The organism is Solibacillus sp. FSL H8-0523 (assembly GCF_038051985.1).
GTDB lineage: Bacteria > Bacillota > Bacilli > Bacillales_A > Planococcaceae > Solibacillus.
Map to the genome: position 1 here is coordinate 1,032,600 of NZ_CP150291.1, position 21,845 is coordinate 1,054,444.

General features: G+C 39.6%; 20 protein-coding genes. All 20 read left to right on the plus strand.

All coding sequences use genetic code 11. The features are described 5' to 3' along the window. Position 1: 1 nt before the first annotated feature. The 20 genes from rfbB to NSQ62_RS04925 all read left to right on the plus strand — a co-directional run bounded on the left by rfbB (position 2) and on the right by NSQ62_RS04925 (position 21,661). Entirely contained in the window at positions 2–994 is a 993-nt protein-coding gene (gene rfbB, locus NSQ62_RS04830) for a dTDP-glucose 4,6-dehydratase (RefSeq protein WP_341322797.1), read from the plus strand. A 118-nt stretch (positions 995–1,112) separates the two neighbouring features. Beyond that, complete coding sequence (locus NSQ62_RS04835; RefSeq protein ID WP_341322798.1) at positions 1,113–2,927, plus strand: CocE/NonD family hydrolase; 1,815 nt, start codon at positions 1,113–1,115, stop codon at positions 2,925–2,927. A gap of 119 nt (positions 2,928–3,046) precedes the next feature. Further along, the gene (locus NSQ62_RS04840) at positions 3,047–4,030 is read left to right on the plus strand and encodes a ketoacyl-ACP synthase III (protein ID WP_341322799.1); all 984 of its coding nucleotides are present in this window, start codon (positions 3,047–3,049) and stop codon (positions 4,028–4,030) included. Positions 4,031–4,057: 27 nt separating this feature from the next. Then, entirely contained in the window at positions 4,058–4,306 is a 249-nt protein-coding gene (locus NSQ62_RS04845) for an acyl carrier protein (RefSeq protein WP_341322800.1), read from the plus strand. Beyond that, the gene (locus NSQ62_RS04850) at positions 4,296–4,988 is read left to right on the plus strand and encodes an acetyltransferase (RefSeq protein ID WP_341322801.1); all 693 of its coding nucleotides are present in this window, start codon (positions 4,296–4,298) and stop codon (positions 4,986–4,988) included. Before NSQ62_RS04845 ends, NSQ62_RS04850 begins: the two co-directional genes overlap by 11 nt. A gap of 29 nt (positions 4,989–5,017) precedes the next feature. Then, on the plus strand, positions 5,018–5,764 hold the full coding sequence (locus tag NSQ62_RS04855; protein ID WP_341322802.1) for a Wzz/FepE/Etk N-terminal domain-containing protein: 747 nt from the start codon (positions 5,018–5,020) through the stop codon (positions 5,762–5,764). Next, positions 5,745–6,470, plus strand: a complete 726-nt coding sequence (locus tag NSQ62_RS04860) for a CpsD/CapB family tyrosine-protein kinase (RefSeq protein ID WP_341322803.1) — start codon at positions 5,745–5,747, stop codon at positions 6,468–6,470. The genes NSQ62_RS04855 and NSQ62_RS04860 overlap by 20 nt, the downstream gene beginning before the upstream one ends. 152 nt (positions 6,471–6,622) lie before the next feature. Beyond that, the gene (locus tag NSQ62_RS04865) at positions 6,623–6,889 is read left to right on the plus strand and encodes a stage V sporulation protein S (RefSeq protein ID WP_341322804.1); all 267 of its coding nucleotides are present in this window, start codon (positions 6,623–6,625) and stop codon (positions 6,887–6,889) included. 43 nt (positions 6,890–6,932) lie between these two features. Continuing rightward, a complete protein-coding gene (locus tag NSQ62_RS04870) occupies positions 6,933–7,199 on the plus strand; it encodes a stage V sporulation protein S (protein ID WP_341322805.1) in 267 nt (88 codons plus the stop codon). A gap of 535 nt (positions 7,200–7,734) precedes the next feature. Continuing rightward, positions 7,735–9,471 carry a 2-oxoacid:acceptor oxidoreductase subunit alpha gene (locus NSQ62_RS04875; RefSeq protein ID WP_341322806.1) on the plus strand — a complete coding sequence of 579 codons (1,737 nt, stop codon included), beginning with the start codon at positions 7,735–7,737 and terminating at the stop codon, positions 9,469–9,471. A 2-nt stretch (positions 9,472–9,473) separates the two neighbouring features. After that, positions 9,474–10,340 (plus strand): 2-oxoacid:ferredoxin oxidoreductase subunit beta, encoded by an 867-nt coding sequence (locus NSQ62_RS04880; RefSeq protein WP_341322807.1) that lies wholly within the window; start codon positions 9,474–9,476, stop codon positions 10,338–10,340. 132 nt (positions 10,341–10,472) lie between these two features. Further along, positions 10,473–11,999 carry a methyl-accepting chemotaxis protein gene (locus NSQ62_RS04885; protein ID WP_341322808.1) on the plus strand — a complete coding sequence of 509 codons (1,527 nt, stop codon included), beginning with the start codon at positions 10,473–10,475 and terminating at the stop codon, positions 11,997–11,999. Positions 12,000–12,502: 503 nt separating this feature from the next. Beyond that, positions 12,503–12,829 (plus strand): geranylgeranyl pyrophosphate synthase, encoded by a 327-nt coding sequence (locus tag NSQ62_RS04890; protein WP_341322809.1) that lies wholly within the window; start codon positions 12,503–12,505, stop codon positions 12,827–12,829. 138 nt (positions 12,830–12,967) lie between these two features. Beyond that, positions 12,968–14,107, plus strand: coding sequence for a radical SAM family heme chaperone HemW (gene hemW, locus NSQ62_RS04895; RefSeq protein ID WP_341322810.1), 1,140 nt, complete (start codon positions 12,968–12,970; stop codon positions 14,105–14,107). 256 nt (positions 14,108–14,363) lie between these two features. Further along, a complete protein-coding gene (hrcA, locus tag NSQ62_RS04900; protein ID WP_341322811.1) occupies positions 14,364–15,407 on the plus strand; it encodes a heat-inducible transcriptional repressor HrcA in 1,044 nt (347 codons plus the stop codon). Positions 15,408–15,430: 23 nt separating this feature from the next. Beyond that, positions 15,431–15,988 (plus strand): nucleotide exchange factor GrpE, encoded by a 558-nt coding sequence (gene grpE / locus NSQ62_RS04905; protein WP_341322812.1) that lies wholly within the window; start codon positions 15,431–15,433, stop codon positions 15,986–15,988. A gap of 96 nt (positions 15,989–16,084) precedes the next feature. Beyond that, entirely contained in the window at positions 16,085–17,938 is a 1,854-nt protein-coding gene (gene dnaK / locus NSQ62_RS04910; RefSeq protein ID WP_341322813.1) for a molecular chaperone DnaK, read from the plus strand. An 815-nt stretch (positions 17,939–18,753) separates the two neighbouring features. Continuing rightward, entirely contained in the window at positions 18,754–19,872 is a 1,119-nt protein-coding gene (gene dnaJ, locus NSQ62_RS04915) for a molecular chaperone DnaJ (protein WP_341322814.1), read from the plus strand. Positions 19,873–19,887: 15 nt separating this feature from the next. Next, positions 19,888–20,826, plus strand: a complete 939-nt coding sequence (gene prmA / locus NSQ62_RS04920; protein WP_341322815.1) for a 50S ribosomal protein L11 methyltransferase — start codon at positions 19,888–19,890, stop codon at positions 20,824–20,826. A 94-nt stretch (positions 20,827–20,920) separates the two neighbouring features. Then, a complete protein-coding gene (locus NSQ62_RS04925; RefSeq protein WP_341322816.1) occupies positions 20,921–21,661 on the plus strand; it encodes a 16S rRNA (uracil(1498)-N(3))-methyltransferase in 741 nt (246 codons plus the stop codon). The last annotated feature ends 184 nt before the right edge of the window (positions 21,662–21,845 follow it).

A 21,845-nucleotide genomic window follows, 5' to 3' on the forward strand; every position in this document is an offset into this window, starting at 1 on the left:
TATGAAAAAGCTATTAGTAACGGGTGGAGCTGGATTTATCGGTGGTAATTTTATTCATTATGTACTTGAAAAATACCCTCATTATAAGCTCTATAATTTGGATGCACTGACGTATGCAGGCGATTTAACGAAGCATTCTGCGATAGAATCGTTGGAAAATTATCATTTTATCAAAGCGGATATTACAAATGAACATGAAATGATGCATTTATTCGAAAAGGAACGATTTGATTTTGTCGTTCATTTTGCTGCAGAAAGTCATGTAGATCGGTCCATTATCGAGCCTGGTATTTTTGTTCAAACCAATGTTCTAGGTACACAAGTGTTATTAGAAGCAGCGAGACGCGTCGGGATTACAAAGTTTGTTCACGTCTCAACTGATGAAGTTTACGGGGAGCTCGATTTGGACCCGACAACCTTTTTCACAGAAGAAACGCCGTTACAGCCAAATAGCCCATATAGTGCAAGTAAAGCATCCTCGGATTTTCTTGTACAGGCATATCACCATACTTACGGAATGCCCATGAATATTACGCGTTGTTCGAATAACTATGGCCCTTACCATTTTCCTGAGAAGTTAATACCTTTAACGATTAATCGTGTTTTGAAAGATGAAAAAGTACCGGTGTACGGGGATGGTCAAAATATCCGTGACTGGTTGCATGTGATGGATCATTGCGCAGCGATTGATGTCGTGTTGCATGAAGGTGTCGACGGTGAGGTCTACAATATCGGTGGTCATAATGAACGCACGAATTTACAAGTCGTGAAGACCATTATCCAAGCATTAGGTAAGTCAGAACAGCTGATTGAATTTGTCGAGGATCGTTTAGGTCACGATAAACGCTATGCCATCGATCCATCGAAAATTGAGCAATTAGGATGGAAGCCGAAATTCACCTTCGAATCAGGGATCAATCAAACGATCAAATGGTATATGGACAATAAAGCGTGGCTTGAGCAAGTGAATCGTAGGCGCATTCAGATGTATTGAGGCAATCATGGCGTTAGAAAGAGGCTGAGTTCTAGACAATAGAATTCAGCTTTTGTTCATTTAATTGTACGAAAGTAGAAAAGTAATCAAATGGAGAGGCAACAAGTAGGAGGCCATTATGATTGTGAATAAAAAATTTTATATAGCGATGATTATCTTATTAACCGTCATTCTAAGTGCATGTTCAGAAGAACGGCAAGGAGCAATAGATGTTGTGATTGAAGATGTATTCATTGAAATGAATGACGGGGTAAAATTAGCTTCTCGTATTTATCGCCCAAATGATGTTAAAAGCTATCCGGTCTTGCTCGCGAGAACGACCTATAATAGTGGCGCATTTAGCAGTAAAGAAGAAGGAGACTACCGAAAGCTTGGACTAACAATGGCTGAAAAAGGCTATGTCGTCGTGATCCAAGATGTTAGAGGCTTATATGGTTCTGAAGGAGAATGGCGATTGTTTCAGGATGATGCATCAGATGGGTATCAAACGGTTATTTGGTTAAACGAACAAGCATGGAGCAATGGGAAAGTAGGCGCTTTTGGGAAATCTGCTCCTGGAATGACAGCGAATTTATTAGCAACGAAAAACCCACCTGGATTAAAGGCTGCCTTTGTCCAAATGGCACCTTCTGAATTTTATGAAGAAGTGATTGCGGAAGGTGGCATTTATCGACACGAACTGGCAACAAGGTGGATGTATTTTATTAACACGGCGTATTCAATAAAAATGCTACAGCAAGGCAAAATTGATGACGAAACCTATTCTACTATAGTGGAAAAAAATAAGGAGTTTCCAGAGTTATTTAGACATACACCGCTTAATCGCTTCCCTTATTTAAGTGATAATCCATTGTTTACGTCAATTTTTGAACATTATATACAAGATGATTACTATGATTATTATGATATTCCGGCTAACTTTTCGAATATTAACATTCCGATTTATCACCTTGGAGGCTGGTATGACACCTTTTTAGAAGGAACGATGAAAAACTATCTCGGTCTGCAGCAAGATGGAGGAGATGGAGCGAAAGGGAACCAAAAGCTTCTGATGGGCCCTTGGACGCATCAAGATTTCGGACAGCACGGGATAGACGGCGATAGTGCTTTTTTTGAAGGCGATGAAATCTATTTAATTAACGAAATGGAGCGTTGGTTTGATTACTGGCTAAAGGATATCGATACAGGTGTTATGGCAGAAGATCCGATCACGTATTATACAATTGGCGCTAATGAATGGAAAACGTCGAGCGTATGGCCCGTTGCAAATGTAGAAGAAGATACATGGTACTTTACAAATGAAAAAAGCAACAGTGCTATGTCAATCAATGATGCGCGTTTGTCGAAACAACAGCCGGCTTTACAAGGGGTAGATCAATATAAATACGATCCGAAAACCCCAATTATTACCATTGGCGGGAGAAACTTATTTGGCGAATTAGGACTGGGGCCTTTAGATCAACGCCCTGCCGAAAAACATTCATTAACCTACACATCAGAGCCGTTAACACAACCTGTAGAAATCGGGGGGACGGTGACAGCGACGTTATATGTTTCTTCAGATGCCGTTGATACGGATTTCACGATGAAATTAACGGATGTTTCACCCGATGGTACGTCCCATATATTAAGTGAAGGTGCGTTACGAATGCGATTCCGTGAAGGACTAGATCAAGAAGTCTTTATAGAAGACGGGAAAGTGTATGAGATTGAAATCGATTTACAGGATATAAGTCATGTATTTAAAGAGGGGCATCGCATTCGAGTCGCTGTCGCAAGCAGCAATTTCCCGAGATTTGACCGAAATTCAAATACCGGAAATCCGCTCGGTGTAGATTCAGAACTAGATTTTGTGATCGCAGAAAATACTGTTCATATCGGTCCAGACTATCCATCACATATCAAGCTACCGATCATAAAACATCAAGAATAAAGGAAGCAGTTTGTCTGTTTATTTGTTTGATACTAATTAGTAATGAATAGCAAAGCCCAAACATATAATAAAAAAGCTTAAAAATATTGCAATCACTAGAGAATCGGTAGGTGATAAAAATGACAACAGTCAAGGCAATAGAATACCATTTCCCAACAAACTATCAAACTAATGACCCGAACAATAAATTAACTAAAAAGCTTGGCATATCAACGAGATATATCGCGGAGCAGGATGAAACTGCTTCTGACTTAGCGATACAAGCTGCTGAAAAGTTATTTGCAAAGGGCATTTGTCAAAAGGGTGAAATTGATTTTTTGCTTTTTTGCACACAAGCACCAGATTATATTTTGCCGACAACAGCCTGCATCATTCAGGAGAAATTAAAGCTTCGGACGAGTTGCGGTGCACTGGATTTTAATTTAGGCTGTTCGGGATTTATTTATGGTCTGGCTCTTGCAAAAGGTCTGATTGAAAGTGGGCAAGCGAAAAAGGTGCTGCTTTTAACAGCAGATACGTATAGTAAATTTGTTCACAATCAGGATCTCGGTACCTCTTTATTATTCGGGGATGGAGCAGCGGCGACTTTAATTACGGAATCTTCCGATGAAGGCGTGGGACCATTTGTATATGGAACAGATGGCAGCGGGGCAAAAGATTTAATCATCTATGCAGGCGGGGCGAGAGAGCCAATGGATTCTGAAGCTTTAATAGAAGTGGCAGATGAAAAAGGCAATATTCGAACGCGCAGCAATTTGTATATGAATGGATCAGAAGTATTCAATTTTGCGATGAGAGAGGTCCCAAAAGCAATTGCTGATTTGTTACACAAAGAACAGACGACCTTGAATGACTATGATTATTTTATTTTTCATCAAGCGAATGCGTACATGCTAGAAGCTTTGAGAAGAAGACTCGGTATTGATAAGACTAAGTTTTCCATTCAATTGAAGGATTGTGGCAATACGGTTTCATCTACAATTCCAATTGCTTTAAAAAGAGAAATCGAACAGGGAAACATAAAAAATGGGGACAAAGTGTTATTAGTTGGGTTCGGTGTAGGACTATCTTGGGGTGTTTGCGCAATCAAGATCAGCGCGTAATTTTATTTTTTATGAGGGGGCAAATCGGTGAATCTCCAACAATTTATTACATTATGTGAAGAAATTTTAGAAGTAGAACCAGGTACGCTAACAATGGCTACACGTTTAGACAGTATAGATGAATGGGACTCCTTAACGAGGATGGACTTAGTTTCTTATTGTGATGACAAATTCAACACAACACTTCCTGTTGAAATTTTTCGAGATACAGAAACATTTCAAGACGTAATCGATAAAGTGAAGCCGTATTTATATGTGACGGCCTATGAAAAATGAGGACATTCTATTAATTGGTGATGGCGAATTTGCTGAAATTGCCTATGAATACTTTACGTATGATTCACCATATCGTGTCGTGGCCTTCGCTGTTGAAAAAGAGTATCTAAAAAAAGACACACTGTATGATTTGCCGATTATTCCTTTTGAAGAAATTGAACAGTATTATGCACCAGCTCAATATAAAGTGTTTGTTGCGATCAATAGCACAAAGTTAAATCGACCCCGGACTCGCTTATATCATGAAGTGAAAAATAAAGGCTATGAAGTCGTTTCTTATATTAGCTCAAAAGCCTTTGTTTGGCCCAATGTAACAATTGGGGAAAATACGTTTATTTTTGAACACAATGTCTTACAGCATCATGCCCGTGTAGGGAATAATGTCATTATGTGGAGCGGTAATCACATTGGCCATCGTTCAGTCATTAAAGACAATTGCTTTATCACGTCTCAGGTGGTGATAGCGGGACGTTGTGAAATTGGGGAAAGTTGTTTTTTGGGGGTTAACAGTACGTTGAATGACTCAATTAAAATCGCAAAAGATTGCTTGATTTCATCGGGAGCGGTCGTCAATAAACATACAAAAGAAGGCTTCATTTACTCGGGAAATCCCGCTAAAGAAAATAAAATCACTAGTTATCGATATTATGGAATAGCAGCTGAACCGTATATTAATCATTAACAACAATCCTATTTCAAGGGGGAATAAAATTGGAAGAAACTATCACTCTACGAGAAATATTCAGAGTAATAAGGAAACGAATGGTGCTTATTATTATCTTCATTATTATTAGTATTGGTATCAGTCTAGGGATAACGGTTTACGTCTTAACACCAATTTATCAGGCACAAACTCAAATATTAGTCAATCAAAAAAGTAACTCTGTGGAAGCGAACCCCTGGCAATCAATAGAGAGCGATTTACGATTGATTAATACGTATAACGAAATTATCACAAGTCCGGTCATTTTAACCCCAGTTATTGAAAAGCTTGAGCTAGATACTACGCCAGAACAATTAATGAAACAAATATCCGTGTCGAGTAAAAGTGAATCAAAAGTTGTAAATATTAGCGTCGATGCCACCGATCCATTACGGGCTGTTGAAATAGCAAATACCGTGGCCGAAGTATTTAAAGAGCAAATTCCAAAGTTGATGAGCGTAGACAATATTACGATTTTATCAGCAGCAAAACAAAGTGATTCGCCCCGTCCCTTAAAACCAAATAAAGAGCTGAATCTAGTAGTTGGAGCAGTCATTGGCTTTATGTTAGGTGTTGGGTTGGCAATGTACTTAGAATTTTTAGATACGACAATCAAGAGCGAGGATGACATTGAAACATTTTTGCATTTGCCAGTGATGGGTGTAGTTGGATTAATTCCAGAAGAAAAAGTGAAAAAAAAGTCCCTATTCTCGCAGAAAGATAGGAGGAAAAAAAATGTTTTGGCTGAAAAGTAGAAAAAAGAAAAAAAGTCTAAAGCTCTCAAGAAAGGCCCGACAACTTGTGACGGTTACAGATATGAAATCGACTGTGGCGGAGCAATATCGTATGATCCGTGCAAATATTACATTTTCTACGCCTGGCCAAGAAATAAAAACCATTTTAGTTACCTCCTCAACACCAGGTGAAGGGAAGTCTACAAATGCAGCAAATTTAGGCGTTGTTTTTGCGCATGAAGGAAAAAAAGTGTTGATTATTGATGGTGATATGCGCAAATCAACGTTGCATCAAACGTTCAAAACCTTTAATAATATCGGGCTGTCGAATTTTCTGACAAAGAAAATTTCTTTCGAAGAAGCTGTACAAGAGACATTTATAGTAGGGCTCTACGTCATTACAAGTGGTCCGGTTCCAACAAATCCAGCAGAATTACTTTCCTCAAAAGCGATGGATGCATTGATCCTGGAGGCCAAGAAGACGTTTGACATCATTATTATTGACGCGCCCCCCCTGTTATCGGTATCAGATGCACATATCTTGTCGAATAAATGTGATGGAACATTATTAATCGTTCATTCGGGTGTTGCAGAAAAGGAGGTTGTCCGAAAGGCAACGGCGATTTTAGAAAATTCCCAAGCGACCATTTTGGGAGTTATTTTAAATAAATACGTTGCCCCTCGTAGCAAAGATTATTATAATGCTGAACATTATATGGAATCCTGACAAATCGGTCATATGTTGTCGAAAGTGAGGGTTCATTATAATTTACAACTTTTCTAAGACTATTTCTTTTCGGCCGTGCATACAATAGGCTACGGACAATAAATAAACCAGTCCTAATAAAAAAAGAGGAACTTATATGAGGAGGAATAGCTGTGGATTCATTAAAAGTATCATCTCGTTCTAATCCGAACTCAGTTGCAGGGGCACTAGTCGCGGTCATTCGGGAACAAGGGTATGCAGAAATGCAAGCAGTTGGAGCAGGCGCACTGAATCAGGCGGTAAAAGCGGTGGCCATTGCGAGAGGATTTGTGGCACCGAGCGGAACGGATTTAATTTGTGCACCAGCTTTTGCAGATATTACGATTGCTGGTGAAGATCGAACAGCACTTAAGCTTCTTATTGAAAAACGTAAACGATAATTTTTTTCTAGAAAACTAATTTTATATAATGGGGGAAATAACTGTGGATGCATTAAAAGTATCATCTCGTTCTAATCCTAATTCTGTGGCAGGAGCACTAGTTGCGGTCATTAGAGAGCAAGGCTTTGCAGAAATGCAAGCGGTCGGCGCAGGGGCACTGAATCAGGCAGTCAAGGCAATCGCTATAGCGAGAGGGTTTGTGGCACCGAGTGGAACGGACTTAATTTGTGCACCTGCATTTGCGGATATTATAATTGCAGGGGAAGATCGAACGGCATTAAAACTACTTGTTGAAAAAAGAACACGTTAAGCTACAAACATTTACGCGAATGAAAAATTTGCGTAAATGTTTTTTTCGTTTTGGAACATTTTAAGAAGAGAAGCGTTGTGAAAAGAGAGCACATTGTTTGGCATTTATCTTTCCTAACCACAATATGTGCGAAAAATCGAAGTTTATGAGCGAAATATGTGCGGATATGAGCGTTTTTATGTAAGTTATGAGCGAAAATTTTACCGTTATGAGCAATTACCACAAAGTTACGAGCAGAATCCCTTAAAATGGAATTAATATCCCCGAAAATGGTGCACAGACCGCTCAGCATGACGTAACTTGAAAACATAATCAATTTGTGTACGAAAGCTTCCGTCAAAGGTCTGATTTTTTGATGCGATATGACATTTGCAATAGAAGGAACTAACACTTCATGTTAAACTAATGAAGGAAATTTATCACCATTACGTCATGTAATGGCTTATACATAGCTGTAGCTTTATTCAGCTACCGAATCAAGTCGTTTCAAACGCTTGATTTACTTTATAAATAGAACCCTTAAGGAGATGTTGATATGTTACATCAGCTTTCATGGAAAGTCGGTGGGCAACAAGGTGAAGGAATCGAGAGTACAGGTGAAATCTTCTCAATGGCAATGAATCGTTTAGGTTATTTCCTATACGGTTACCGTCATTTCTCTTCACGTATTAAAGGTGGCCATACGAATAATAAAATTACGGTGCGTCCGACAGAGGTACGTTCAATTGCGGACGATTTAGATATTTTAGTGGCGTTCGACCAAGAAACGATCGACGTGAACTATAAAGAATTAACAGCATCAAGTATCATTTTAGCCGATGCAAAATTTAATCCAACAAACCCAGAGGACTGTGTAGCGCCTCTTTATGCAGTACCATTTACAGAAATTGCAGCAGAGCTAGGAACGTCACTGATGAAAAACATGGTGGCAATCGGTGCGACAGCGGCCCTGTTAAATTTAAATGAAGAAGTATTCCAATCAGTAGTTGACGAAATCTTCGGCCGTAAAGGGGAAGAAGTCGTTGCAAAAAACATTGAAGCGATTACCCGTGGGCGTGAAGCGATTGCCGAGCAAATCGGTGAGCGTGTAGGAGCGTGGGAGTTAGTTCCTGCAGACGGCAAACGTCGTATGTTCATGATTGGTAATGACGCGGCAGCATTAGGCGCACTTGCAGCGGGTTCACGCTTCATGGCAGCTTACCCAATAACACCCGCTTCTGAAATTATGGAATACATGATTAAAAAGCTTCCGTTAGTGGGCGGCGCGGTTATTCAAACAGAGGATGAAATCGCAGCAGCAACAATGGCAATCGGTGCAAACTACGGTGGTGTTCGTGCATTCACAGCATCAGCAGGTCCTGGTCTATCACTGATGATGGAAGCAATCGGCCTTTCAGGTATGACCGAGCAACCACTTGTTATTTTCGATACACAACGTGGTGGTCCATCAACAGGTTTACCGACAAAGCAAGAGCAGTCAGATTTAATGGCGATGATTTACGGGACACACGGTGAAATTCCGAAAGTGGTAATCGCACCTTCTACAATGGAAGAAGCGTTCTACGATACGATTCAAGCATTTAACATTGCAGAAGAATTACAACTACCAGTAATCGTTATGACCGATTTACAATTAGCATTAGGTAAACAAACGGTTGAACCATTTGATTACAGCAAAATTGAAATCCGTCGCGGTAAAATTGTTGATACGGTGGAAGTAGAAGAAGGATCAAAAGAGTATTTCAAGCGTTTTGAAAACACAGAAGACGGTGTTTCGCCGCGTGTACTACCAGGAACTAAAGGTGGGATTCACCACGTAACGGGTGTTGAGCACGATGAAACAGGGAAACCTTCTGAAGCGACAGGCAACCGCCGCACACAAATGGACAAACGTATGCGTAAACTAGCGCAGGTACGTTTTGAAAATCCTGTATATGTTAACGCGCCACATGAAGAAGCAGATGTACTACTAGTCGGCTTCAACTCAACGCGCGGTGCATTAGAAGAAGTACAAGAAGCGCTAAATGCTGAAGGCTTAAAAGTAAACCACGCGCATATTAAATTAGTACACCCATTCCCAGCAGCAGAAATGACTGCGTTAATGGATCGTGCGAAAAAAGTGATTGTGGTAGAAAACAACGCAACAGGTCAATTAGCGAACATTATGAAAATGAACATCGGTGGTCATGCGAAGATGAAATCGGTTTTAAAATACGATGGCACACCATTTATGCCACGTGAATTAACGAACTTAGTGAAGGAGGAAATGTAATCATGGCAACATTTAAAGATTTCCGTAATTCAGTAAAACCGAACTGGTGCCCAGGCTGTGGTGACTTCTCTGTTCAAGCAGCCATTCAACGTGCCGCAGCAAACGTCGGCTACGAGCCAAATGAATTAGCTGTGATTTCTGGTATCGGCTGTTCAGGTCGTATTTCAGGCTACATTAACTCATACGGCTTCCACGGCATTCACGGTCGTGCCCTACCAATCGCACAAGGCTTAAAAATGGCCAACAAAGATTTAAAAGTAATCGCATCAGGTGGTGACGGTGACGGTTTTGCAATCGGTATGGGTCATACAATCCATGCGATTCGCCGTAACATCGACATTACGTACGTGGTTATGGATAACCAAATCTACGGCTTAACAAAAGGCCAAACGTCTCCACGTTCAGCAGCTGGTTTCATTACGAAATCAACGCCAGGTGGTGCGATTGAGCCATCATTAAAACCATTAGAAGTTGCATTGACAAGCGGTGCCACATTCGTAGCGCAAGGCTTCTCAACAGACATTAAAGAATTAACGGCGATGATTGAAGCCGGCTTAAATCATAAAGGTTTCTCATTCATTAACGTCTTCTCACCATGTGTGACATACAACAAAGTAAACACATATGAATGGTTTAAAGAAAACTTAACAAAATTAGCAGATATCGAAGGCTATGACAATTCAAATCGTGGTCAAGCGATGCAAACGGTGATGGAGCATGAGGGCTTAGTAACAGGGATTATTTATCAAGATACAGAGACATCTTCGTATCAAGAAAAAATCCAAGGCTACTCAGAATTGCCACTAACAGATATCGACATCAGCTTATCTGAAACGCAATTTGATAAATTAGTAAAAGAATTTATGTAATGTGTAAGAGAGTATCCAGAACTTAACCTGGGTACTCTCTTTTTTACATGTATTTTACAATTTCCGTAAAGTAATTTTACAGTAGTTACTTATAGTTAGAGGTAAGTCTAACAACAGAAGAGGTATCAGGCAGTGCGCTTTCTAAATGCGATTAAAGTGAAGGATAGGCTAGCGGTTTTAATGATTGTTTGTATTTTTTCAAATTTGATTTTAACGGTGTTTAGTATCGATTATTTACGTAAAATGGAGCAGGAAACAGCTAAGATGTATGAAGAAAAGCTGTTAAGTATACAGCTGTTGCAACAACTAGAGCAACAATTAGTGCTAGACGGAGAATTAGCACCGGGGAGTCAAGAAAAGTTAAAAGTGATGATGTTTGACGGCAAAATGGAGCATTATGTGAAGCAACTTACCGCAAATCCGTCAACCGCATTATTTGATGAAATGAATACATATATTATTGAGCGAGCAAGCGCACAGCTTGCGCATCATGAGCAGGATATTGCATTTGGGTATCGCTTATTAGTAGGGATTTCCATTGTCCTCATGATGGTTATTTTATACTTTGGTGTTGGCGCGGTTCGGGCAATAAATAAACCAACACGCGAATTAAAACGGTTGTTTAAACTTGCACAGCAAGGGGATTTAACGAATTATGCAACACATAGTGCAACCGATGAGCTTGGTGAAACGACCAAATACTATAACTTAATGATGGCGGATGTTAAAGAGTTATTAAAAACAGTAAGACATAGTGCCACCTCAGCGACAGAAGCGAACCATGATTTGACGTATAATTTTGAGCAAATTACAAAAGGTGCAGTCCATATTGCTTCTAATGCAGATGTGATGACGAGCTCACTTCATTATGCGACCGCACAGCTTGCGGAAAATACTGCATCCATTCAGCAAGTAGGTGCTGGAATTGATGAAATTTCACAGCGTATGCATGAAATTGAGCATGTGGTACAACAAACAATTGCAAAAGCATCGGACGGAGAAATCATTGTGGAGCAAAGCTTGTCACAAATGCACTGTATTGAGCATTCGATGGCGCAATCCAATCATAAGCTATTGCAACTAAAAGAGCAGTCTCAAGAAATTTCTCGAGCGGTGCATATGATCCATGAAATTGCGAATCAAACCAATTTATTAGCGTTAAATGCCTCGATTGAAGCTGCACGAGCAGGTGAACATGGTAAAGGCTTTGCGGTTGTCGCACACGAAGTACGAAAGTTAGCAGAGCAATCGAAAACATTTACGAACGCAATTGCAATAATTGTGACCGATATTCAAGAGGGAACCTTTGAAGCAACAAAAAGTATGGATGAAGCGATGCAAAACGTAACAATTGGTGCTAAATTTACGGAGCAAAGTGCATCGCAGTTTAGAGAAATTACAAATGAGGTACATCAAATTGGCCCGCAAATGGAGCATATGGCACAGGTGATGGTTCAAATTTCAAGTCATAGTACAGGAGTGACAGAAAGCGCCATCGAATTAACAAACCGCTCTGAAGAAAATTTAGCATCTATGCAAAAAATTCAGCAGCAGGTCGTTATACAAAAACAATCGACTACTGAAATATCAGATGAAATTCGCAGCATTGCCAAAAATATGCGAGCATTAACGCATGCAGTAGATCGATTTAAAGTGTAACATCAAACTTTTGGTGACAATAGTGCACCAAAAGTTTTTTAATTGGTTGATTACCTGTTAAATTAGATACAATTTTGATGTAAAATAAGAACGTGTAAAAATAAAATATCTGTAAATTTTAAAAAATTAGTGAAATTTAATAACTTAATTGGTATGATGTAATCAATTAGTAATGATACTAATCGATATGTAAAAAAATACCATAAGTTCAAATACCCACAAAAATTTTAAAAATGTTAAAAATATTTATAAAATTGACGCTTTTAATAAATTATTGATTGTAGTACAATGGGGATAAGCGGTTGGTAGATGCATTAGTTAATAGGGATTTTAATGATTTATAGAGAGATAGTAAATTAAGCATGCATAGTCCGTTTTAATAGTCATGAACGACTAGTCGTTTATATGCTAGGGGAAAGAGAAGTTAGTTAATTGTGTTCGAAACGTTTTAAATCATTGCGGGTTTTACGCAATATCACACTTTATTTAAGGGGATGAAATTTATGAACAATCAAATTCAATTAATAATTCCAGAGTGGTTTGTATTAGACGAGCTACATATTATCGAAACTGTAATTGGTGATCCTTCATCTGGTACAGGAATGATTATTGCAGGCGAAAATCTTGATGCAACAAAGCATTGTTGCCCAACTGTACGTTTGTATATGATTCGTTTAGTAGGAGATCAATATGAACTGATGAAAGAACTGGATGCTTTTCAATTCCAATCGGTAGAAGATGCTAAGGCGTTTTGCGATAAGCTACCTCAATTAAATGCCATTGATTTAATTATGTTAATGAATAAAGAAGAGCCAATGTTTGCTCTATAAAATACTTTCCGTACTCGATAATGGGTGCGGTTTTTTTGTGCAAATTTATAGGCGAATGAATATCGTGTGCGTTCTCTAGAGGCGTTGTTTATAATAATGAAGAGAAACTATGAAATTTAACTTAAGGAAGTGATCTAAATGGCTAGAGGTGTATACATTCACATTCCTTTTTGTCATCAAATTTGTAACTACTGTGATTTTAATAAGGTGTTTTTTAAAAATCAGCCAGTTGATGAATATATTGAAGCGTTAGGGCGCGAAATGGAGCTAACCGTAAAGCAAATGCCAGAAGCATTCGCGAATATCGAAACGATCTTTTTAGGTGGCGGGACACCAACTTCACTGTCAGCAGTCCAAATCGAAAAATTATTATCTCTTATTGCGAAACATATTCCGTTGTCAAACGTAAAAGAGTTTAGTAGTGAAGCAAATCCCGACGAATTAACAGTTGAAAAGCTACAGGCGCTTTATAACGGGGGCGTGAATCGTTTAAGTATGGGTGTGCAATCATTTGATCAAGGCTTGCTCGAAAAAATTGGGCGCACGCATTCGAATGAACATGTATACGAAACGATTCAAAATGCCAAAGATGTCGGCTTTACGAACATTAGCATCGATTTAATGTACGGTTTACCAGGGCAAACGATGGCACAGTGGCAAGATTCACTTGAAAAAGCATTGGCACTGAAACTCCCACATTATTCAGCGTACTCACTAATTGTCGAGCCGAAAACCATTTTCTATATTCAATACGCAAAAGGAAAGCTGATTTTGCCGACAGAGGATTTAGAGGCGGAAATGTATGGTGTGTTAATTGATACAATGGAAGCACATGGTGTGCATCAGTACGAAATTAGTAATTTTGCGCATGAAGGCTATTCTTCAACACATAATAAAATTTATTGGGATAATGACGAATATGCAGGCTTTGGCGCGGGTGCACATGGTTATTTACAAGGTGTGCGCTATTCAAATGTGGCGCCAATTAAAAAGTATATTGAACTTGTGATGGAAGGCAATCGTCCTTTATTACACGAGCATACCGTAACGCTAGAAGAACGTTTAGAGGAGCAAATGTTTTTAGGGCTTCGCAAAACGGACGGTGTGACGCATGCAGAGTTTGAACAGAAATTTGGCCAATCGATGGCTTCATTATATGAAGAAATTATTGCGAAATTACAGCAAGAAAAATTGCTTGAGATGGATGAACAGGGAGTACGTTTAACTCGCCGAGGTCGCTTTGTTGGCAATGAAGTGTTTCAGCGCTTTTTAATTTAATTCAGTTAGGGGTTCAACCCCCAACTGAATTAAATTAATCCTCCGGAGGGTGTCACAGATTTTTTAAAGGAGTTTTTCGAGCACACTCAAAAAAAAATCTGGACGCAATTACGCCGAGGCATAATTGAATAGGAGAATAATTTCATAAAAAATTTAAAAAAATTTGGGCGGATTCATTGACATCAATTTAGGGATTTGTTAATTTATATAATATATTAGCACTCCACTTGAACGAGTGCTAACAGAGGTGAAAAAGATGTTAACAAATCGACAATTACAAATATTACAAGTAATCGTAGATGATTTTGTGATGTCTGCTCAGCCTGTTGGTTCGCGTCAATTATCTAAAAAGGAAGGCATTACCTATAGTGCCGCTACCATTCGTAACGAGATGGCAGACTTAGAGGAATTAGGCTTTTTAGAAAAAACGCACACTTCTTCAGGACGAGTTCCATCAGAAAAGGGCTATCGTTATTACGTAGACCATTTATTACAGCCTCAGATTATTACACCTGGGGAAGTTGAAACAATTCATTCGCTGTTTAAAAAGCAAATACTAGAAGCCGAGCAACTTATTAAAGAATCGGCCAATATACTATCAGAACTAACAACGTATACAACGATTTTACTTGGTCCTGATGTACAAAAGCACCGTGTGAAAAAGTTTCAAATTGTTCCCTTAACAAATGAAACAGCGGTTGCGATTATCGTCACAGATAATGGTCATGTAGAAAATCGCACATTAACGTTACCACCTGGTTTTAGTCCAGTTGACATTGAAAAAATGGTAAACATTTTAAATGAACGATTAGTAGGGATTCCGCTGTTTGAACTTCCGATGAAATTGCAGACAGAAGCGCTTGCAGTATTGAAGCAGCATGTCAATGCATCGGAGACAGTTGTCAATTCACTGTTATCGATTTCATCCGGTCAATCGGAAAACAAAGTGTACTACGGTGGAAAAACCAATATGTTAAATCAGCCTGAATTTCATGACTTAAATAAAATGCGGATGCTGATGGATTTAATGGATAAGGAAGGCCAAGTGCAATCATTATTCAATCCACAAGACTACCGCATTAATAATGATCTAGGCATTCAAATTCGCATAGGCTCAGAAAATAATCATTTGGCTATGGAAAACTGCAGTGTCATTACCGCTTCTTTTTTAGTAGGTGAAGAGCAGCAGGGGGCAATCGCGATTATCGGCCCAACACGTATGGATTACCGCCGTGTTGTGACGTTACTTGATGCGATGCGCACTGGTTTATCGCAAGCCTTTTTCGATCAGAAAAAATGATGTGAATCCGAGGAGGAAAAGAAGTGTCAGAAACAACAAAGACAACAGAAGAATTACAACAAGAGACTACGAATGAAACAGTAGAAGCTACAGAAACAGAAGTAGTAGAAGAAGTTGTAGTAGATGAAAACGAATTAAAACTTGCTGACTTAGAAGCAAAATTAGCAGAAGAAGAAGCGCGTTACGTACGCTTACGTGCAGACTACGATAACTTAGCTCGTCGTAATCGCTTAGATTTAGAAGCATCAGCTAAGTATCGTGCACAAAATTTACTAACAGAGCTATTACCTGTATTAGATAATTTAGACCGTGCCTTGAAAGTAGAAACGACTACTGAAGAAGCGGCTTCATTATATAAAGGTGTAGAAATGGTATACAACCAACTGCTAGTAGCTACGCAAAAAGAAGGCTTAGAAGTGATTGCAGCAGAAGGCGAAAGCTTTGATCCAAACTTCCACCAAGCAGTTATGCAAGAACAAGATAGCGAAAAAGAAGCAGGTACAGTGCTGCGCGAGCTTCAAAAAGGTTATAAATTAAAAGACCGCGTATTACGACCATCAATGGTTTCAGTAAACGAGTAGTATTTCTTGCCATAGCCAGTGCAGGATATGGCAACACTTCAATGTAATCGAATTAAACAAAATTATGTGTTTGAATAATAGGAGGAAAAACGAATTATGAGCAAAATTATCGGTATTGACTTAGGAACAACAAACTCTTGTGTATCAGTATTAGAAGGCGGCGAGCCAAAAGTAATTCCAAACCCAGAAGGCAACCGTACAACACCATCTGTAGTAGCATTCAAAAACGGTGAAAAACAAGTTGGTGAAGTAGCGAAGCGTCAAGCGGTTACAAACCCAAATACAATTATCTCAATCAAATCTAAAATGGGTACAAACGAAAAAGTATCTGTAGATGGCACAGACTACACACCACAAGAACTATCAGCAATGATCTTACAATACTTAAAAGGTTATGCAGAAGACTACTTAGGTGAAAAAGTAACGAAAGCCGTTATTACAGTTCCTGCTTACTTCAACGATGCACAACGTCAAGCAACAAAAGACGCTGGTAAAATCGCTGGTTTAGAAGTAGAGCGTATCATCAACGAACCAACAGCAGCAGCTTTAGCTTACGGTTTAGATCAACAAGATGTTGACCAAAAAATCTTAGTATTCGACTTAGGTGGCGGTACATTCGACGTATCAATCCTTGAGTTAGCTGACGGCGTATTCGAAGTATTAGCAACTGCGGGGGACAACAAACTAGGTGGTGACGACTTCGACGACAAAATCATCAACCACTTAGTAGCTGAATTCAAAAAAGAAAACGGCGTTGATTTATCTAAAGATAAAATGGCGATGCAACGTTTAAAAGATGCAGCTGAAAAAGCGAAAAAAGACTTATCAGGTGTAACAGCTGCACAAATTTCATTACCATTCATCACGGCTGGTGCGGAAGGTCCATTACACTTAGAAATGAACTTAACGCGTGCGAAATTCGATGAGTTAACACATGATTTAGTTGAGCGTACAATCGTACCAACGCGTCAAGCGTTATCAGATGCAGGTCTTTCTGCTTCAGAATTAGACAAAGTCATCTTAGTTGGTGGTTCTACTCGTATTCCTGCAGTAGTAGAAGCAATCAAAAAAGCGACTGGACATGAGCCACACAAAGGCGTAAACCCAGACGAAGTAGTAGCAATGGGTGCTGCTGTACAAGGTGGCGTATTAGCTGGTGACGTACAAGGCGTATTATTATTAGATGTAACACCATTATCATTAGGTATTGAAACTATGGGCGGCGTTATGACGAAATTAATCGACCGTAACACAACGATCCCAACTTCTAAATCTCAAGTGTTCTCAACAGCTGCAGATAACCAACCAGCAGTAGACATTCACGTATTACAAGGTGAGCGTTCAATGGCAGCAGACAACAAAACATTAGGTCGCTTCCAATTATCTGATATTCCAGCAGCACCACGTGGTATTCCACAAATCGAAGTAACATTCGACATCGATGCAAATGGTATCGTATCAGTTAAAGCAAAAGACTTAGGTACGCAAAAAGAGCAAACAATTGTGATTCAATCTGATTCTGGTTTAACAGATGAAGAAATCGAACGCATGGTAAAAGACGCAGAAGCAAACGCTGATGCGGATGCGAAACGTAAAGAAGAAGCTGACTTACGTAATGAAGCGGATCAATTAGTATTCCAAGTAGATAAAACAATCACTGACTTAGGTGAGCAAATTACAGAAGATGAAAAGAAATCTGTAGAAGACGCACGCGATGAACTAAAAGCTGCTTTAGAAGCGGGCGAATTAGAGGGCATCAAAGCTGCTAAAGAAAAATTAGAAGGCGTATTACAGCCATTAGTAATGAAAGTATATGAGCAAGCTGCAGCTGCTGCACAAGCACAACAAGGTGGCGCAGAAGGCTTCGAAGGCGCACAAGACGCTGGTAAAAAAGACGACGGTATCGTAGACGCTGACTTTGAAGAAGTAAAAGACGACAAAGAGAAGTAAGATACGTTTATAAAGCCAAACCTAAAAGCCAAAGACCGCTTGCGGCTTTGGCTTTTTGGTATTAGGCTAGCAATAATTCGATTATAAAGGAGTATGCCTTGGAATAAAGTCCGTTCTGCTACGTTACGGGGCACGCTTTCCTGGGGGCGTGGCTTCAACTAAATGTACTATGCCTCATACGGCGGCATAGTACATTGGATTTTACGCGCACGCTTATTCCCCTGGGAGTCGGCCCCTTCACTTCGCGGCACTCTACTTTAAAAATGAAGTAATACTTCCGATTAGTGGGCTAGCTACAGCGAGTAGAACGAAATTTGATTTGAGGTGCTTTCAAAATTGGGGATAAGTGTATCTACATTTATGTTATTTAATACATCTTTGTTGAAACGTGACGTGTACTTTGTTAAAAATGAAAAAGATTAAATCCTACTGTCGAGCGATTATTTAGTCGGAAGTATGGAATTTTAAACTAGAGTAAATAAGCAGATTTGTTTTTAACTATTTTTAGTAAGTGGTTTTTCTTATCTTAATTAAGCAATCAAGCATAGTTGTAGCTACAAGTTTTGTTTATAGTAGAGTTATGCGTAGCAAAGGCGGCGACTCCTACGGGAAAAGCGGGACAGCCGATACACCGCAGGAACGTAGTGACGAGGAGGATTGGCCCCGCCCGTGGAAAGCGTCCGCCGCAGCGCAGCATAACGGATGAGTAGGACAAACTTTATTGAACCCAATTGCATAATGATGTAGCAAATGGTATACATCATTTTTTCAACATGTTAAAATAGACGTTATGTAAAAAGAGCGGAGAGTGAATCATGAGTAAGCGCGATTACTATGAAGTGCTAGGCATTAGCAAAGGTGCTAGCAAAGACGAAATTAAAAAAGCGTACCGTAAATTATCAAAACAATATCACCCTGATTTAAACAAAGAAGCAGGGTCTGAAGAGAAATTCAAAGAAGTAGCAGAAGCGTACGAGGTATTATCAGACGATAACAAACGTGCACGTTACGACCAATTCGGTCACGAAGATCCAAACGCAGGCTTTGGTGGCGGAGGCGGAGGCGGTGGTTTCGGCGGCTTCGAGGACATTTTCAGTTCATTCTTTGGTGGTGGCGGACGTCGTCAAGACCCGAACGCACCACGTAAAGGTGATGACCTACAATTCCGCATGAACATTACGTTTGAAGAAGCGGTATTCGGGAAAGAAACAGAGATTGAAATTCCAAAAGAAGAAACATGCGACACATGTCACGGCTCTGGTGCAAAACCAGGGACACAACCACAAACATGTTCACAATGTAATGGTGCAGGCCAAGTAAATCAAGCGGTTGATACACCATTCGGTCGCATGATGAATAAGCGCTCTTGTCCAAGCTGTCGCGGACAAGGTAAAATCATCGTGGATAAGTGTACATCTTGTCGTGGTGCAGGTAGCGTAACGAAAAAGAAAAAAATCAAAATTACGATTCCAGCAGGTGTTGATGATGGTCAACAACTGCGCGTAGCGGGTCAAGGGGAAGCCGGCTTTAACGGTGGACCAGCTGGAGATTTATATATTGTTTTCGCGGTACGTAAGCACGAATACTTCGAGCGTGATGGCGACGATATTTTATACGAATTAAACTTAACATTCCCACAAGCGTCATTAGGTGACGAAATTGAAGTACCGACAATTCACGGTAAAGTGAAGCTGAAAATTCCAGTAGGTACACAATCAGGCGCACAATTCCGCTTGAAAGATAAAGGTGTTAAAAACGTTCACGGTTACGGCATGGGGAACCAATATGTTATCGTTAAAGTGGTAACGCCAACTAAATTAACTGAAAAACAAAAACAGTTATTACGTGAATTCGCAGAAATTAGTGGCGACATTCCTGAAGAACAAGGAAGCTCACTTTTTGATAAAATTAAAAAAAAAATTAAAGGTGACTAAAAGGAGAGATTGCAAGTGACGTGGACAGAACTTTCGATTTTAACAACGCATGAAGCAGTTGACGCAGTAACAAACATTTTACATGAAGCTGGCGCAAGTGGCGTAGTTATTGAGGATTCAAAGGAATTAGATAAGGAAAGAATCGATAAGTTTGGTGAGATTTATGCACTAAATCCAGCAGATTTTCCGAAAACAGGCGTCGTTGTAAAAGCGTATTTATCAGCGTCAAGCTTCTTATCGGAGACAATCGAAGAAATTAAGCTTGCAGTCGCAAACCTAGTGAACTTTGATATTAATATCGGTGAAAACCTATTCACGCTATGTGAGATAGATGAGGAAGACTGGTCAACGGCGTGGAAACAATATTACCACCCAGTGAAAATTTCAGAGCGCTTTACAATTGTGCCGACTTGGGAAGATTATCAGCCAGTTTCAACGGATGAGTTAATTATCGAACTGGATCCAGGTATGGCGTTTGGTACGGGTACACACCCAACAACGGTTATGTGTCTGCAAGGGCTTGAAAAGGTTGTCAAAGCAGGAGACACAGTAATCGACGTCGGTACAGGATCAGGCGTACTATCAATTGGTGCCGCGATGCTTGGCGCGAAAAGCGTACATGCCTTGGACTTAGATGAAGTGGCCGTTACAGCAGCGCGTGAAAACGTCGAGCTAAACAAAATGGATTCAATTGTAGAAGTATTCCACGGCAACTTACTGGATACCGTTAAAGAACCGGCAGATGTAGTTGTAGCGAATATTTTAGCTGAAATTATTATATCATTTACAGATGATGCCTTTTCAATCGTAAAACCAGGAGGCCTTTATGTAACGTCTGGTATTATCGGTGCGAAAAAGGACGATGTAAAAGTTGCGTTAGAAGCATCAGGCTTTGTAATCGAAGAAGTATTAATGATGGAAGACTGGGTCGCGATTATTTCTCGCCGACCATAAAACATGCAACAGCTGTATAAAAGCAGCTGTTGTTTTTGTATAAAGCAAAACTTCAATCAATGGGAGCCATCCCGCGGGATAAAGGAGAAGGAAGATGCAACGATATTTTGTAGAACAAAGCAGCACACAAGACGAATTTGTCATTGCAGGCGAAAATGCGCGTCATATTAGTAAGGTGATGCGTATGGCCGTGGGTGACGAAATTATACTTGTACACGACAATACCGCATTTATTTGTGAGATTACCGAAATCGATCAAGATGTGACGGCAAAAAAAACTGGTCGAACAGTTGCGTCACCTGAAATGCCCGTAAAGGTAGCTATTGCGTGTGGTTTACCAAAAGGTGATAAGCTAGAACTAATTGCACAAAAGGCAACGGAATTAGGTATGCATGCACTTGTTCCCTTTGCAGCAGAGCGTTCGATTGTAAAGTGGGATGATAAAAAGGCGAAGAAAAATCAAGAGCGCTTGCAAAAAATTGCCCAAGAAGCGGCAGAGCAATCGCATCGTACACATATTCCGCAGGTAGAACAGCCGATTAGCTTTAAACAGCTTGTACAAACGTTTAACAAGTATGATGCAGTCTTTATTGCAGACGAAGAAGATGCGAAGTTAGCTGAACGTACAAGCTTTAAGCAAAAATTACAAGCACTTGATTCATCGAAACAATTGAACATCTTATGCATTTTCGGTCCTGAGGGTGGGATTGCACGTCAAGAATCAGAAGTGATGCTTGCAGCTGGTGCACAGACAATGTCGCTAGGGCCAAGAATTTTACGTGCTGAAACGGCGCCATTCTATGCATTATCAGCCATTTCTTATGAATTTGAATAATTTACTTTAGAACAAACCAAAAAAAGGTTTGTTCTTTTTTTATTTATAGTTGTACAAATTTAAAATTAATTTGTATAATGTTTGTACATAGTTTTTTGCATTTATCTTTGAATGACTAGGAAAAAGAGGGTAATAGGCGGTAGAAACAATTATTACGGTAACATTTTAACTATTGTAGATAACT